The sequence below is a fragment of the Priestia filamentosa genome, assembly GCF_900177535.1.
GTDB lineage: Bacteria > Bacillota > Bacilli > Bacillales > Bacillaceae_H > Bacillus_I > Bacillus_I filamentosa.
This window is the reverse complement of record NZ_FXAJ01000001.1, coordinates 92,913-109,471: the sequence shown is the minus strand read 5'-3', so window position 1 is coordinate 109,471 and position 16,559 is coordinate 92,913. Positions and strand designations below refer to the sequence as shown.

Genomic DNA, 16,559 nt, shown 5'->3' with positions numbered 1-16,559 from the left:
AGATTACCTCACTACCTTTTTTAAATGTGAAATGGTTTTATATAACGCTTGTGCTGCTTTTTTGCCATCTCCCGGATTATTACAATAAGAAAAACTAAAGCGAATAGCCTGACTAGCTTGTTCAGGTGATTTCCCCATCGCAAGAAGAGTTTTGCTCGGTTGGGCTGTTTTAGAAGAACAAGCAGAGGTTGTAGATGCATATACATTTTCATTCTCTAAGCTATGAATGACAACTTCTGCTTTCATCCCTGGAATTGTTACATTCATAATATGCGGAGCAACTCCATCTTTCGGCGTATTAATCATAAAGTCTGGATAAGAAGAAAGTACTTTTCTAAACTCTTCACTCATTTTTCGTAAAGTCTCTTGGTTGTGTTCAAATGTCATCCGCAAAGCTTTAGCCATAGCTACAATGCTTCCTACATTTTCAGTTCCCGCTCGATGGCCGTGTTCTTGAGCACCGCCTGAAAGAAGGGGTGAAAGAGAGATACCCTCTCTTATATATAAAATACCTGCACCCTTTACACCATGAAATTTATGAGCGGAAAAGGTGCAAAGATCAATATAACCTAATTTTAAATTGATAGGGACTTTGCCTATCCCTTGAACAGAATCAACGTGAAAAAGGATTTTAGGATGCTTTTGCAAAGCAAGACCAATTTCTTCTACAGGCTGCACTGTACCAACTTCGTTATTAACATGCATAACAGATACAAGGATTGTTTCAGGTGTAATAGCATCTAAAATAGCGTTAACAGACACTCTTCCTTCACTATCTACAGGAACATAGGTTATGTTAAATCCCATATCTTCCAACTGTTGCAGTGAACTATGAACAGAATCATGCTCAACAGTCGTTGTAATAATATGATTACCTCGATTTCCAAAAGTAAAAGCGGTTCCTTTTAAAGCAAAGTTGTTTCCTTCTGTTCCTCCAGAAGTAAAAACAATTTCTTTCGCTTTTACACCTAACAAATCACCAATTTGGCTTCTTGCATGTGTTAATAATTTTTCAGCTTCTCCGCCTAGCTTATGAAGAGAAGAAGGATTTGCAAAATAGTCTTTCGCAACCTTTGCATAAGCGTCAATAACTTCGTTATAAGGCTTTGTTGTTGCACTATTGTCTGCATAAATCATCTTCAGTTCCCTCCCTACTTTTTATAATAACTATGATTAATTTCTTTTTTTACAAACTTTTTTTATCATACCATACGAATAAAGTTTTGCAATAAAGCTGATTGAAAACACAAAGAAAAAAGCCGCTACATTTTATCGTAGCGACTCGTCTTCTTTTAACGAACTTTCAATGGATGAAACAGAACCTGGTTCAACGCTCTCAAGCGCTGAAGACGCTTCTTCATAGGCTCTCTTATAGTCGTATTGTCTAAAAGCCTGTTCTGCTTGTAGTAAACTTTCAGCAACTTCTGGATGACGGCTTCTGTAGCGGTTTCCATACTGAATCATTCGTTCTACAAGTGCTGCCTCAAAAATCAATTCTTCTGTTTCGCGGAAGGAAAGCTGAACTTCTTCAACAGCTTGCTCAAGCAGCTCATTTACAGCTACTGTATCGAGCGGTTTTTCTTCTAGTTTTGTGCTAACTTCTTGGATCTTCCCATAAGCGCGTTGAATATCTTCTCGATAAGATTCTGGAATTCCAGGTACATTGCTTTTTTCCACAATACGACGAGCTTCAAAAAGCTGCTTGCGCAAGTCTGCAATTTTCTCTTTAGCTGCTAGCTCGTCTTTTCTTAAATCTTGAAGCATTTCAATATATGCTTGCTGAATACCTTCGACTTTATTCAGCTGTGTTAACACTTCTTCAAGTTCCTCAAAAATCACGCTATAAGCAATGTTTTGTTGCTCTGCTTTATTGACAATGTTGTAATAAAGATTTGTTAATCGCTTTAGCTCTCGATCAATCTTTTGATAAAGCTCAAGCTCCTCTGGTGTTAAATGGTAGCTTTTTTGAACAAGAAGCGCTTCTTCTTTCACTTCGTGATTTCTTGCCTGAAGGGCTTTAATCATAACTGAAATTCGATCAATGTCCTGATTCATTTGCTGAAATGCACGCGCTTCTTTTTCAAGCATATCGTAAATGCCGTCAATCTTAGCGTTAATTGCCGCAACACTCGCTTCTGCTTCTTCAATATTTAATACTTCAATCTCTCCAATAATAGCTCTAGCTGCTCTGCTTAGTTCCTCTAATGACTCTTCAATTTGAAGATGCTCAAGAATGTACCCTTCTTCAAGCATCCCAATATAGCCTTCTCTTAATTCCTCAAGCTGTGTTGGTATTGTTGTTTGAAGCTCTGTAAAAAGAGCCGGGATTTTTTCAAGATTGTTTGTCATTACTGCTAACCGTTCTTCAATGCTCATTAAAATGGCACTTGCTTGCAAGTAGTTGCCATTTTCTGTTTCTTCGTTAAATTTCACAAACTGTTTCTGAATTTTTTCAAGTTTCTCTGTAAGAGGTTCTTCTGCTTTTCCATATGAGTAACGATGTGCAAGCAATCGTTTCTTAGTTTCTCTGAAAAGTTCTTCCATTTCTACAATGGTTTTCTTATTATTTTCCTCACTACCGAGTAAGTTTTGAAGCTCTTCTAAAATTGTATCAATATCTTGTTTAATGTTAGCAAGCTCTTCATCTAAAGAAGAAATACGCGCTTTTGCTTTTCGAAATTTGTACTTATCAGCAAGTTCTTCAATTTCATAAAACGCATCGTCCATTTTGGGCAGGCGTATAGCAACAATGTTGTCCCATTTTTCACGCCAGCTTTCAAATAATTCTTCTGTTTCTCCTGTCATTTTAAGCTGTTTCACTTTTGCAATTTCATCTGCTACAGGTTCGCTCATCAATGCCGCCTTTATAGAATCCAATCGATCAACTTCTCGATAAATTTTTTTTCGAAGGAAGAAACCGTACAAAATAAATCCTATAATAAGGAGAATGATTATAATCGCGAGCTCCATCTTTATTCCCCCTCACAATGCCGTCCGACTGTTCAATTTTCTTATGTAAATATGTAATGAATGATGTTTTTGTCAATGCTTTTATGATACCATGTTCATAACATTTTTTGAGGAAATTTTTAAATTTTTTTAGCGAAATAAACAATATTCCTCATACTTTTCTACATTCTAGCATTTTTTTATCGAAAACGCTTATATTTTGCTGTTAAGGAGAGAGACATTATGAAGAAAGACGGTCACATTCATACTCCATTTTGTCCCCATGGTTCAAGTGATGAATTAAGGAGTTATGTTTATAAAGCAGTTACACAAGGATTTGAAGAAATTTCTTTCACAGAGCATGCTCCCCTTCCTCCTTCTTTCAAGGATCCTACTCCATTGAAAGATAGTGCTATGAAAATGAGCGAAATGGAACTCTATATTGAGCAAATTGAGAAAGTGAAGAAAGAGTTTCAAAAAGAAGTGAAGATTAATGTTGGATTAGAGGTAGATTATATTAACGAATATGAAGAAGAGACTAGGCAATTTCTTAATACATATGGGCCATATCTTGACGATAGCTTATTGTCTGTTCATTTCCTTAATAGAGAAGATTCGTTTTACTGTTTAGACTATAGTGAGGAAGAATTTGAACATATTATCACAAAGTTTGGCTCTGTGGAAGAAGTTTACAAAGCTTATTTTGAAGCAGTTGCTTCATCAGTTAAAGCAGATTTAGGGTCTTACAAGCCGAAACGAATAGGTCATATAACACTTGTTCATAAATTCCAAAAAAAGTTTCCATGTGAAGTCTCTTTTCAAAATGAAGTTTTGCATATTTTACATGAAGTGAAGAACCGAAATTTAGAACTCGATTATAATGCAGCTGGATTTCACAAACCACTTTGTCAAGAAGCATATCCTTCTAAAGAAGTTGTTGCACTTGCTCAACAAAAAAACATCCCTCTTGTTTATGGGTCAGATGCCCATTGTGCGAAGGATGTTGGTCAAAGCTACACAAAACTTTTTGAAAGATAAATGTTATTTTACAACAAGCTGCAGCGGAGCGCATGGCAAGCATATATGCTCGTTAATCCACTGCTGTAGCTCACTCGTATATTTAGTAACAAAATACTCCTCATGTGTGAGGACATGAAGCACTTCCGCTGCATACTGCTGATGCAAATACGGCATTGTCATCATGCCCTTAAGCTGCATAATTGTAAATGAAATACTCACATGTCGAAATTCTTTTCTTTTCATGCCAAGCTCTAGGAGCATTTTTAAATAATATTTCTCTTTCGTTAAATAGGTTGACATAATCTCCCGAACAAACGTTGTATCTACGGAAAGTTCCCGGTAAATGACCCGAGCAACTTCCCTATGTTTGTGCTGATATTTCATTAAGTGAAAAAGCATTTGACCGAAGCATTCTCGCACAGGCCGATTTTGAAATGATCGCCATACTTTATCCATTTCTTTAATATAGCCTTCAAAGAACTTAGTAACAATATACTCAAGGAGTCCCTCTTTCCCATCAAAGTAGTAAGAGATATTTGCTACATTCACACCTGCCTTTTTCGCAATCTCGCGAACAGAAGTCCCGTTAAATCCTTTAATTTGAAACAAGGAAACAGCTGCATCCAACACTCTTTCTTTTGTTTCTACTTTTTCCTTCAACATTGTCACCCTCTCAATATAAAGTGTTTGCAAATTACAAACGAATGTGCAACAATACTTTGAACGATACAAAAGGAATTTATAATAAGGGCTATTGTGACAGAAGCAGACATAAAGGGTACTAGTAATATTAAACACGAGCAGAATATCTAATTTTTTGACTTTATTATAGATGATTCGTTTTATGAACCTTCTTTCCTCCTCTTTTTACTCGACAAAGTTTGAAGGTTCTATAAATATGAAATCGAAATTTGATTTTTTTTATAGTTGAAAGGGGTTTTTCCATGTTTCATGTCGAAAATTATAGTGGACAAAGAGAGAAAGACTTTGAGCTTGTTATTAAACAACTTCAAGCTCTAACAGCTGATGAACCAAACACTATTGCTAATTTGGCGAACGCTTCATCACTTCTAAATCAATTTTTAGAAGAAATCAACTGGGTTGGTTTTTATCTTACAGATGAAGCTAAAAATCAACTTGTTCTTGGACCTTTCCAAGGGCTTCCTGCATGCGTTCGAATTCCATTTGGAAGAGGCGTTTGCGGTACTGCTGCTGCTGAACAAAAGACACTTCGTGTTAAAGATGTACACGAGTTTCCAGGCCACATTGCTTGTGACAGTGCTTCTCAATCTGAGATTGTTGTTCCAATTATCAAAGATGGAAAAACAATTGGAGTCTTAGATATTGATAGCCCTGTTAAAAACCGTTTTGATGAACAAGATGAAAAATATCTAAATCAGTTTGTTGACGTATTAGTTCAAACGCTATAATAAAGAAGCTGCCAATAAACCACAAAAAGTGGTATCCTGGCAGCTTCTTTATTTTTCACAACTTTTTACAACCTGATTTTTCCCGTTATTTTTCGCTTGATAAAGAGCTTTATCAGCCTTAATAAATAACCGATGTGCTGACTTTTCACCCCTTTCCCACGATGAAACGCCGCACGAAACGGTTGTATGTGGAACAGTTTCCTTATGGACTTCTGCGACAAGGCGCTGTGCAATACTGACTGCGATATGTTGTGGAACATTTGGCAAATAAACAGCAAGCTCTTCACCTCCCCATCTAGCTCCAATATTTCCATCTCTCAAATTATTTTTTATAATTGAGGCCACTTGTATAATGACTTGATCTCCTGTTTGATGACCATACGTATCATTCACTTGCTTAAAATTATCAATATCCAACAAAAGAAGAGAACCAAGTTTGTCCCGTTCTATAGACTGCTGAATTTGCTCATCTAGATAACTTCGTGAATAAAGTTTTGTAAGGTGATCTGTTACAACTAAACTTTCTAACTCCTCTCGCAAAATAGAATTTGTAAAAGCAAGTGTTGAATGATGTACAAGGGATTGTAATACTCTATAGTGGTTAAATATAAAGAAGTATGGCTTAACATGAACAATGAGGACAAGTCCGAACATTTTATTGTTGTGAATCATAGGAAGAGCAATAAGAGAACGATATGGAAACTTCTCGCCAAATAGTGTATCTGTGTCATTGATAAATTTCGACTCTTTTTCTCTGTTAATTTTCTTATAAATTTTATCAATATAAGGCTTGTTTTTTGTTTGAAAAAATAATTCTGTACTACCTTCTAATATTTTATACTTATCATTTGTAATTACAGAGAAGAAAACCAACACCTTTAGCATGAAAAAAGGAAGGATTTTCTCTGTCATATAATGAATCGTATCGTCTAACCGTAGACTTGAGTTGAGCTTATGTGAAGTCTCATTAATAAGTTTGACATCTTCAATCACCTGTTCCAACTGTTCATGAAGCTTGGCATTTTCTAAAGCTGCTCCTGTTGTATGAGCGAATTTTTCAATAAAATTCATTTCCTGCTCTGAGCAAATAACTCCATTTTCTCCGATCATTTCAAGAACCCCATACACTCCTTGCTTTCCTTGCAAAGGTGCATATAGAACAGATTTTTTCCATCTTTTATCATTTCAATATGAATTCTTCCTGAAACATAAGCTTTCATTACTGCAGGACTCAACTTTTGGTCGTTATATTTCATTGTACGAATAGGAAAATCATGACTTACTTCACTATCATGTGAAAGAATAAGCGAACACTCTGTTTTTGGACAAATGGTATCAAGCGCCGTAATAACATCTTTTAACACTTGATTAGAATCTAATGAAGAATAAAGCTTCATTGTTAAATCGTAAAGGCCTGCATATCGGGCTCTCTCATATTCTTTTTCTATCTCTTTATCTACATACTCTAAAAACTGAGCACATGTTGTCCATAAAAGAGGAGAAAATTCAGGTGGTAAAGTATTTGCTCTGTATACAATTCCTAAATAAAATTCCTTCAAAGATAGAAAAGGAAATTGAAAAACAGCGATTTCCCTTCCCCTCTCTTGAAAAGAAAAAATCGTTTGATCACCTGGTACTTTTTGAACGCTGTTTACTATATTATGTTCTTCATTCCACGCAACCTCCTCACTAGTCACTATATATTTATCCACTTCGTATACTAGAAACGCACCTTCTAATGTACAGGAATCAACAAGAATACGGAGGACCTCTTCATATAAGGAGGAAGGATTTTCTTTAGGTATTTTTTTCATAAGCATATCAAAAAAAGCTTGTTTTACATGGGTCATTAGTTTTTCTATAGGCATATCAAACTCCTTAATTTAAATAAACTTCCTATTGTAATTTAAGGTATGTATTCTAAATTATAGTATATATTGTAACCAATATAGTTACATTTACCTATTACTTTGTACCCTCAAAAGTTTTCTTCTAACCTTTCACTCTTTTTCTTCCTTTATTTGTTTTATACAGAAAAAGATTTGATTTTTTTCTGAGAAGATTATATAATACTCTCTGTGTGAAATATGAAAGGCAGTACTGGCAATCTTTATGGTGAATTCATTTTGTTCCTTAGCGATAAGGTGTATCTTGTAACTCTTGGCTGCTGGAGCGAGGATGCATGAAAACAAAATGAACATGATAAAGGATTGTGGCTGTTTTTATTTCATGCGAAATAAAAACACACAAAAGGAGGAGTCATTATGGCTCGCTATACAGGTCCAAGTTGGAAATTATCTCGTCGTTTAGGTGTTTCACTAAGCGGAACAGGTAAAGAATTAGAAAAACGTCCTTACGCTCCAGGTCCACACGGTCCAGGACAACGTAAAAAAATCTCTGAGTATGGTTTACAATTACAAGAGAAACAAAAATTACGTCATATGTACGGAGTTAACGAACGTCAATTCCGTAACTTATTCGTAAAAGCAGGTAAAATGGAAGGTATCCACGGTGAAAACTTCATGACACTTCTTGAAGCTCGTCTTGATAACATCGTATATCGTCTAGGTCTTGCACGCACTCGTCGTCAAGCTCGTCAATTAGTTAACCATGGTCATATTCTTGTTGATGGTTCTCGCGTTGACATCCCATCTTACCGTGTAACTCCAGGTCAAGTTGTTTCTGTACGTGAAAAGTCACGTAACCTTTCTATCGTTAAAGAAGCAATCGAAGTAACAAACTTCGTACCTGATTATGTTACATTTGATGCTGAGAAATTAGAAGGTACTTTCACTCGCTTACCAGAGCGTTCTGAATTACCAGCTGAGATCAACGAAGCACTTATCGTAGAGTTCTACTCTCGTTAATAACAAAAAGCGATTGGACTGGTCCAATCGCTTTTTTATTTATATATGAAAAGAAGCTAAACAATAAATGTTTAGCTTCTTTTTTCATTATTTATACTCAATTACAAAGTACTTCTTCTTACCTCTACGAATAACCGTGAACTCGCCGTCAATACGGTCTTCCGCTGATAATGTTTTTTGTAAATCTTGCTCACGTTCTCCATTAATATAAACTGCGCCATTTCCGATATCTTCACGTGCTTGACGTTTAGATGGAGAGATTTTTGCTGATACAAGAAGATCAATAAGACCGATCTCTTCGTCTTTTTTCACTTCAAATGTTGGAACATCTTTGAATCCTTGCTTAATCTCAGCACCTGTCAAAGCTTTGATTTCCCCTTTAAACAATGCCTGTGAAATACGGATCGCTTGCTCTAAAGCTTTTTCATTATGAACAAGTTTCGTCATTTCTTCAGCTAGTGCTTTTTGAGCTGCGCGTTGCTCGGGCTCTTCTTTTGTTTTGCGATTAAGTTCTTCAATTTCCTCATGACTTAAGAAAGTAAAGTACTTAATGTACTTAATTACATCGCGATCATCTGTATTAATCCAGAATTGGTAGAACTCATATGGCGACGTTTTTTCTGAGTCTAACCAAACTGCGCCACCTTCTGTTTTTCCAAACTTTGTTCCATCAGATTTTGTTACAAGTGGGACAGTTAAACCATATGCTTTTGCATTTTCTTCTGATTTGCGAATTAATTCTAATCCAGATGTAATATTTCCCCACTGATCGCTTCCACCAATTTGCAAACGACACCCTTCATTTTGATATAGACGAAGGAAATCAAGTGATTGTAGGATCATATACGTGAATTCAGTAAATGAAATACCTGTTTCAATACGAGATTGTACAGTGTCTTTAGCAAGCATGTAATTTAAGCCAAAGTTTTTTCCGATATCGCGCAAGAATGATACAACATCCATATTGCCAACCCAGTCATAGTTGTTTGTCATTTTTGCTGCGTTATCGCCTTCTTTAAACTCTAAAAAGCGGGAAAGCTGTTCTTTAATACGCTCAACCCATAGATCCACAACTTCTTTTTCATTTAAAGTTCGTTCTGCTTTCTTACCACTTGGATCTCCAATAAGACCTGTTGCTCCACCAACAAGAGGAAGTGGACGGTGTCCTGCTTCTTGGAATCTCTTTAACATGAGGATAGGAAGTAAATGACCAATATGCAAACTGTCTGCTGTCGGATCAAACCCACAGTAAAGCGTTACACTTTCTTCAGCTAACAGCTTTGTTAGTCCTTCCTCATCTGTCATTTGATTAATAAGACCACGGTATTGTAAATCTTCGATAAGATTCATTTTATTCGCTCCTTTTTTCTTTTCAAATAAAAAACGCCCCTTCTATTGCTAGAAGGGACGAGGTTTGATCGCGGTACCACCCTTGTTAAAACAATCCACTAAAGATTGTTTTCACTCAGTTACTTTAACGGTATACACCGTCTTTTGCTAATAAATGATTACCTCATTGTTCACAAAAGATGCTCTAGGAGGTAATTCACAAAACAACTTTGTACTGATTTCCACCATCCATCAGCTCTCTAAAACAGGGAGAAGTTTGTTACTAATTCCTTTCATAGCAGTCCATATATTCACATATCATTGATTATGAACGATTTTATCTTAAATTGCAAGAACTGGTCCTAAAAACAGGTATCAAATATTATGGAAAATATACTACATTAAAGACAAAATACTACATTTCTCGTAAAAATAACTATGCTATAATAAACAGAAGTAAGGGGGATATCATATATGTGGGAAAAGTGGAAAACAAAACTAAAGGAGCTATTAGCTAGCCTTAAAGATGGACAATCATCCACTTATATAAAAAGAGGAAAGTTAGCCTCTCTCGTTATTTATAATATTGTTATTATTGGCTTCATTTTTTTACTTGTAATCGGTTCATTTGCCTTTGGAGCAGGCTCTGGATATTTTGCTTCCCTCATTAAAGACGAGTCACCTCCTTCTAAAAAGGAGATGAGTGACGCTTTAACGAATTATAGCGAAACAAGCGAAATTTACTTTGCTAACAATGTATCTCTAGGAAAGCTACGATCAAATCTTGAGCGTGATGAAGTGAAGTTAGAAAATGTTTCTCCTCACCTCGTTAATGCCCTCATTTCGACAGAAGATGAGTATTTCTATAAACATGACGGAGTAGTTCCAAAAGCTGTTCTTCGAGCTCTTTATCAAGATGTTTCAAATTCTGCTACGAGAACAGGCGGAAGTACATTAACACAGCAGCTTATTAAAAATCAGATGTTAACAAATGAAGTTTCCTTTACAAGGAAAGCAAATGAGATTCTTCTTGCCCTCCGTGTTGAAAACTACTTCTCCAAAGAGGAAATTTTAGAAGCTTATCTAAACGTTGCTTACTTTGGAAGAAATTCAGCGGGAAGCAATATTGCAGGTGTTCAAACAGCTGCTCAAGGACTGTTTGGACGAGATGCAAAAGATCTGACACTTGAACAAGCAGCCTTTATTGCTGGCCTTCCTCAAAGTCCATCCCGCTATACACCATTTACGCAAGCTGGACAATTAAAGGAAGATCTTTCTCCAGGAGTAAAACGAATGAAAACCGTGCTCTTCCGCATGAAACGAGCTGGGTACATTACCAAACAGGAGTATGAACAAGCAATAAACTACGATATTACAAAAGACTTTAAAACTTCTTCTCCTTCTGTTGTAGAAAAGTATCCTTGGTTGAATTTTGAAGTGGAAAAGCAAGTGCGTAAAATTTTAGCAGAGCAGCTTGCAAACAAAGCAGGTATTAGTACAGAAAAGCTCTATGGTGATAAAGCTCTTCTTCAACAGTATACCGAGCAAGCAGATCTTAATATGAGACAAAACGGTTACCGCATTCACACTACAATTCATAAAGATATCTATGATGCAATGGAAAACGTAACGAAAAATTTCAACGGCTTTAATAATTACGTAAAAGTCAATACCGGTAGTGTGATGATTGATAACAAAACAGGAGCTATTATTAGTTTTGTTGGAGGCCGCGATTACGAAAGTTCTCAATATAACTATGCTACAAGCGTAGAAAAGCCTAATGGTTCAACAATGAAGCCACTGCTTGTATATGCACCTGCTATCCAAAACGGATTAATTTCCGCTAACTCTACGATTAGTAATAGTGCCTTTACTTGGGGAAACTGGTCACCAAAAAATGCAGGAAAAAATTATACTGCTCCAGTAACGGTAAGAAAAGCACTTACATACTCTTACAATATTCCAGCTGCGAGAGTATATAAGATGAACAAAGGAAACAATCCAGTCTCTTACCTAGAAAAAATGGGCTTTACTTCTCTCCAAAAAGAGGATTACGTGAATGCTTCCCTTGCATTAGGAGCCATGCGAACAGGCGTAACAGTTGAAGAAAACGTCAATGCTTATACAACGTTTGCGAATAAAGGCCAATTCAAGGACGCTTACCTTATCGAAAAAATTGAAACGCGCGATGGGAAAGTTTTATATCAACACGAGACAAAACCAACAACCGTGTTCTCTACTAATACTTCTAACCAAATGATTAGTATAATGAGAGATGTTGTCCAAACAGGAACCGCTGCAAGAGTACGAAGTTACTTACAGTTTAATTCTGATCTTGCTGGAAAAACTGGAACAACTCAAAATGAAAATGATTTATGGTTTGTTGCATCGAATCCAAATGTAACATTTGGAACATGGGTAGGACGCTTAAATAGTCCGCAAAGTTCAGCAAAACCAGGAGATCACTTACGACTGTGGGCTCAGTATATGAATGCAGCATATCGAGTGGAACCTAATCTTATAGCTCCATCTGAACGCTTTCAACCTTAAAAAAGAGAGACTGCTATAAAAGCAGTCTCTCTTTTTATTAATCTTCCATTGAAGAAAGGTCTCCAGCAGGCAAATCAAGCTCCCATGCTTTCAACACGCGACGCATAATTTTTCCACTTCTTGTTTTCGGTAGCTTTTCTCTAAATTCAATCTCTCGTGGTGCAGCATGTGCTGCAAGGCCTTTCTTTACAAACTGACGAATATTCTCGATAAGTTCATCAGAAGGCTCATATCCATCTCTTAAAGCAATAAATGCTTTAATAACTTCTCCACGCACAGGATCTGGCTTACCGATAACGCCTGCCTCTGCAACAGCCTCATGTTCTACAAGTTTACTTTCCACTTCAAACGGACCTACTCGTTCACCCGACGTCATAATAACGTCATCTACTCTTCCTTGGAACCAAAAATATCCGTCTTCATCCATATAAGCCGAATCACCTGACACATACCAATCGCCAGGCATAAAATACGTTTCATACTTTTCAGGGTTATTCCAAATTGACCTCATCATTGAAGGCCACCCTTTTGCAATAGCTAGATTACCCATACGGTTTGGAGGAAGCTCCTGTCCTCTATCATCTACAATGGCTGCCTTAATTCCTGGAATTGGTTTCCCCATTGATCCTGGACGAATTTCCATTGCTGGGTAATTACAGATCACTTGGCCTCCTGTTTCTGTCATCCACCATGTATCATGAATACGAAGATTAAATACTTTCATTCCCCATCTAATAACTTCAGGATTTAGGGGCTCTCCAACGCTCACAATATGACGAAGATTACTTAAATCATACTTCCTCATGAGCTCGTCCCCTGCTCCCATTAACATTCTAAACGCTGTTGGAGCACTATACCAAACAGTTACTCCATAATCAGCCAATGCTTTATACCAGTTATCAGGACTAAAACGGCCCCCAACAATTACATTTGTTGCTCCAGCAAGCCACGGTCCAAAAATACCATAAGACGTACCTGTTACCCATCCTGGATCTGCTGTGCACCAGTAAATATCGTCTTCTTGTAAGTCAAGCACCCATTTTGCTGTTTGGTAATGCTGTACCATAGCATTGTGTACATGTAAAACACCTTTTGGTTTTCCAGTTGATCCTGACGTATAGTGAAGAATAAGTCCGTCCTCACGTTCTACCCAAACAGGCTCAAATGTTGAACTTGCTTCACTAAAATGTTTATTAAAATCAAGGTAAACATCGTCTTCCTCAACATCTTCTCCTACAATAAGAACACTTTTTAAAGCAGGAAGATCACTGACGGGAACTCTTTCTAACAGCTCCTTCGTTGTGATAAGTACTTTCGCTTCACTATCTTCTAAGCGATCTTTTACAGCCCCCTCCATAAATGCTTCAAAAAGCGGCCCTACAATTGCGCCTACTTTAATAGCACCTAGCACTGCAAAGTACAGTTCAGGCGATCGAGGCATAAAGATGAACACCCTGTCCCCTTTTTCTACATCTGTTGTCTTTTTGAGAACATTGGCAGCTTTGTTAGACAAAGCACTCATTTCCCTAAAAGTATATTTCTCTTTTCTTTCTCCGTTTTCGTAAAAGAGCGCTACTTTATTTTTCCTGAAAGAGTTTGCATGCCTGTCAATTGCTTCATAGGCCATATTTAGTTTCCCACTCTCATACCACGAAAATTGCTCTTCAACGTTTTTCCAGTTAAAATTGCTGTAAACATCATTATAATTTTGTAAGTTATAATTCCCATTAATCACCGGAAGCGCTTCCATCCCCATATCAAACTCCTCCTTATGTAGCAATTTACAAAATCTATTATAATATAAAATGGAATATTTCTCAATTTTTAAAATATTTATATATTTTACCCTTTAGCCTATTGAAAACGCTTTATAAGGTGCTTTTTTATGTATAATATAATATAAGAAAAGATTTTCGAGGTGGTGAATGCATTTGAGGCATATAAAAACGTACCACGCCAAAGAAATAAAAACAAAGCAAGGTCCAATCATTGTAGAAGGCCCTATCCAAACAAATAGATTAAAAGAGCTTCATTTTCATGAAGGATTAACGGCCTTTAGACCTTCTGATCAACAGAAAGAAGCATTGCTTGAAATTTCAGAGCTTGAAGAAGGGCGCATTATTATTGCCCGTTATAAGGATACTGTTGTAGGCTATGTCACATTTCTATATCCTGATCCACTTGAGCGGTGGTCTGAAGGAAATTTAGAGAACTTGATTGAACTTGGTGCTATTGAAGTTGCTCCTCCTTTTCGAGAAATATCTATTGGAAAAAATCTTTTAGAAGTTTCAATGATGGATAAGATGATGGAAAACTATATTATTATTACAACTGAATACTATTGGCATTGGGATTTAAAAGGCACTGGGTTAAATGTTTGGGAGTATCGAAAAGCAATGGAAAAAATGATGGAAACAGGAGGACTTACTTGGGTAGCCACAGATGATCCTGAAATTTGCTCTCACCCCGCTAACTGCTTAATGGCTCGGTTCGGTAAGAAAGTAAATCATGAATCTGTGCAGAAGTTTGATCAACTTCGTTTTCAAAATCGCTTTATGTACTAATTTACAAAAGGAGCTGTGAAGGATGATTGTTGAAGAGATTATGAGTAGAAATCTAATTACTCTTCTGCCAACAGATAAGATTAAACAAGCTGTTGTTCTCATGAATAAGTATCATGTTCGTCATATTCCAGTTGTAGATAAAGAATATACGCTTCTTGGCATTGTTTCAGATCGTGATATAAAAGATGCTGCTCCTTCAATTTTTGCCCAAGATCACGAATTTGAAGAATTCGAGAAGCCTGTTCATAAGATTATGACGAAAAATGTGATCGTGGCATATCCGCTTGATTTTGTTGAAGAAATCTCATTTACCTTTTATGAAAACAAAATTAGCTGCCTCCCTATTATTCGCAAAGGCAAGCTCGTCGGACTTGTAACCAAGACTGATATATTGAATACTCTTGTTCAATTAACAGGTGCACACCAACCAGGTTCTCAAATTGAAGTAAAGGTTCCAAATGTAGCAGGTAAACTTAGTGAAGTCACAAAGCTATTAAGTGACCATCACCTAAATATTTTAAGCGTTCTCGTTTATCCTTATAAGCAAGATGATACATACCGTACAATTGTTTTTCGCATTGAAACGCTCAACCCGACAAAAGCAATCTATACCTTAGTTGAACACGGTTATGAAGTATTACGACCTCATATAACGGATGTGATACGATGAAACATGACGCTTTATTTGTTTATTCTCCAGATTTCTTAACATATAAATTTAATGCTCATCATCCTTTTAATCAACTTCGAGTCGAGATGACATACGATTTATTAAAAGCACTAGGCGCCTTAGGCGATCAACAAGTAATAAAACCTCGTCAGGCTTCTCTAGAAGAGCTTAAGCTTATCCACCATGAGGCTTACATTCAGGCTGTTCAAAAAGCCGGCCAAGGACTTCTATCAAAAGATGAAGGGCTAAACTTTGGACTTGGTACGGAAGATACACCTATTTTCCCTAACATGCATGAAGCAAGTGCTTATCTTGTAGGTGGCACGCTTACTGCGGTTGATCTTGTGATGTCTGGGAACACTCGTCATGCAATCAGCTTAGGAGGAGGGCTTCACCACGGTTTTTGTGGCAAGGCATCTGGCTTTTGTATTTATAATGATAGTGCTGTAGCCATTAAATATTTACAGCAGAATTATAATGCACGGGTTCTTTATATTGATACTGACGCACATCATGGAGACGGTGTTCAAGTTGCCTTCTATGATGATCCTCAAATTTGTACGTTTTCAATTCATGAAACAGGCCGCTATCTCTTTCCTGGCACAGGAACAATTAATGAAAGGGGCTATGGAAATGGATACGGCTATTCTTTTAATTTACCTCTTGATGCCTATACAGAAGATGAATCATTTTTATACACATACGAAACAGCGATAAGAGAAATTGCTGAATTTTTCAAACCTGACGTCATTTTAACGCAAAATGGCGCAGATGCTCACTATCATGATCCATTGACACATCTTTATACTACTATGGAAACCTACAAACACATTCCTAAAATAGCTCATGAACTAGCTCATAAATATTGTAATGGACGCTGGATTGCTGTTGGAGGTGGGGGATATGATATTTGGCGCGTAGTTCCTAGAGCATGGTCACTAATTTGGCTTGAAATGACGGGGTTTACTCTTAAAGAAGATCTTTTGCCAAAGAACTGGGTTGATAAATGGTCTAAAAGAGCGCAGCATCCACTCTGTACAACATGGAGTGATCCTCCTAATTTATATAAAAAGGTGCCCCGTAAGAAAGAAATTGAAGAAAAAAATAGCCGTACGCTTCAAAATTTGCTTTTTCCAATCCGTGGCTCAGAAAGAAATAAAAATGTCACATAAACTAAAAA

General features: G+C 36.8%; 14 protein-coding genes and 1 other annotated feature. Of the genes, 7 read left to right on the top strand and 7 right to left on the bottom strand.

Annotated features, from left to right (window positions below; all coding sequences use genetic code 11):
• Positions 1–3 precede the first annotated feature (3 nt).
• Positions 4–1,137, bottom strand: a complete 1,134-nt coding sequence (locus B9N79_RS00660; protein ID WP_046217903.1) for a cysteine desulfurase family protein — start codon at positions 1,135–1,137, stop codon at positions 4–6.
• A 132-nt stretch (positions 1,138–1,269) separates the two neighbouring features.
• Positions 1,270–2,970, bottom strand: a complete 1,701-nt coding sequence (gene ezrA, locus B9N79_RS00655; RefSeq protein WP_046217904.1) for a septation ring formation regulator EzrA — start codon at positions 2,968–2,970, stop codon at positions 1,270–1,272.
• A gap of 222 nt (positions 2,971–3,192) precedes the next feature.
• On the opposite strand from ezrA, the gene hisJ reads away from it, so the two are divergent.
• A complete protein-coding gene (gene hisJ, locus B9N79_RS00650; RefSeq protein WP_040056924.1) occupies positions 3,193–3,987 on the top strand; it encodes a histidinol-phosphatase HisJ in 795 nt (264 codons plus the stop codon).
• 3 nt (positions 3,988–3,990) lie between these two features.
• On the opposite strand, the gene refZ is transcribed toward hisJ, so the two are convergent.
• Positions 3,991–4,632, bottom strand: a complete 642-nt coding sequence (gene refZ / locus B9N79_RS00645; protein ID WP_040056925.1) for a forespore capture DNA-binding protein RefZ — start codon at positions 4,630–4,632, stop codon at positions 3,991–3,993.
• Between the two features lie 281 nt (positions 4,633–4,913).
• Here refZ and B9N79_RS00640 point away from each other — a divergent pair, with 281 nt between their 5' ends.
• Positions 4,914–5,399 carry a GAF domain-containing protein gene (locus tag B9N79_RS00640; protein WP_040056926.1) on the top strand — a complete coding sequence of 162 codons (486 nt, stop codon included), beginning with the start codon at positions 4,914–4,916 and terminating at the stop codon, positions 5,397–5,399.
• 48 nt (positions 5,400–5,447) lie between these two features.
• Here the strand turns inward: B9N79_RS00640 and B9N79_RS00635 are convergent, their stop codons facing one another.
• Both B9N79_RS00635 and B9N79_RS00630 read right to left on the bottom strand, forming a co-directional pair.
• On the bottom strand, positions 5,448–6,509 hold the full coding sequence (locus tag B9N79_RS00635; protein ID WP_123796585.1) for a sensor domain-containing diguanylate cyclase: 1,062 nt from the start codon (positions 6,507–6,509) through the stop codon (positions 5,448–5,450).
• Positions 6,506–7,267, bottom strand: coding sequence for a hypothetical protein (locus B9N79_RS00630; protein WP_053102092.1), 762 nt, complete (start codon positions 7,265–7,267; stop codon positions 6,506–6,508). Before B9N79_RS00630 ends, B9N79_RS00635 begins: the two co-directional genes overlap by 4 nt.
• Positions 7,268–7,663: 396 nt before the next feature.
• Here B9N79_RS00630 and rpsD point away from each other — a divergent pair, with 396 nt between their 5' ends.
• Positions 7,664–8,266: a 30S ribosomal protein S4 gene (rpsD, locus tag B9N79_RS00620; RefSeq protein ID WP_019391177.1), complete on the top strand. Its 603-nt coding sequence runs from the start codon at positions 7,664–7,666 to the stop codon at positions 8,264–8,266.
• A gap of 87 nt (positions 8,267–8,353) precedes the next feature.
• Here rpsD and tyrS read toward each other — a convergent pair whose 3' ends face one another.
• Complete coding sequence (tyrS, locus tag B9N79_RS00615) at positions 8,354–9,616, bottom strand: tyrosine--tRNA ligase (RefSeq protein WP_040056927.1); 1,263 nt, start codon at positions 9,614–9,616, stop codon at positions 8,354–8,356.
• Between the two features lie 50 nt (positions 9,617–9,666).
• Positions 9,667–9,901: a binding site (T-box leader), on the bottom strand.
• Between the two features lie 168 nt (positions 9,902–10,069).
• Between tyrS and B9N79_RS00610 the strand changes: the two genes are divergently transcribed.
• Complete coding sequence (locus B9N79_RS00610) at positions 10,070–12,145, top strand: transglycosylase domain-containing protein (protein WP_052264230.1); 2,076 nt, start codon at positions 10,070–10,072, stop codon at positions 12,143–12,145.
• A 37-nt stretch (positions 12,146–12,182) separates the two neighbouring features.
• Here B9N79_RS00610 and acsA read toward each other — a convergent pair whose 3' ends face one another.
• On the bottom strand, positions 12,183–13,901 hold the full coding sequence (acsA, locus tag B9N79_RS00605) for an acetate--CoA ligase (protein ID WP_019391174.1): 1,719 nt from the start codon (positions 13,899–13,901) through the stop codon (positions 12,183–12,185).
• Between the two features lie 175 nt (positions 13,902–14,076).
• Between acsA and B9N79_RS00600 the strand changes: the two genes are divergently transcribed.
• The 3 genes from B9N79_RS00600 to B9N79_RS00590 are packed head-to-tail and all read left to right on the top strand — an operon-like array spanning position 14,077 to position 16,551.
• Complete coding sequence (locus B9N79_RS00600) at positions 14,077–14,709, top strand: GNAT family N-acetyltransferase (protein ID WP_040056929.1); 633 nt, start codon at positions 14,077–14,079, stop codon at positions 14,707–14,709.
• Positions 14,710–14,731: 22 nt separating this feature from the next.
• A complete protein-coding gene (locus tag B9N79_RS00595; protein WP_019391172.1) occupies positions 14,732–15,379 on the top strand; it encodes an acetoin utilization AcuB family protein in 648 nt (215 codons plus the stop codon).
• Positions 15,376–16,551 carry an acetoin utilization protein AcuC gene (locus tag B9N79_RS00590; protein ID WP_040056930.1) on the top strand — a complete coding sequence of 392 codons (1,176 nt, stop codon included), beginning with the start codon at positions 15,376–15,378 and terminating at the stop codon, positions 16,549–16,551. Before B9N79_RS00595 ends, B9N79_RS00590 begins: the two co-directional genes overlap by 4 nt.
• The last annotated feature ends 8 nt before the right edge of the window (positions 16,552–16,559 follow it).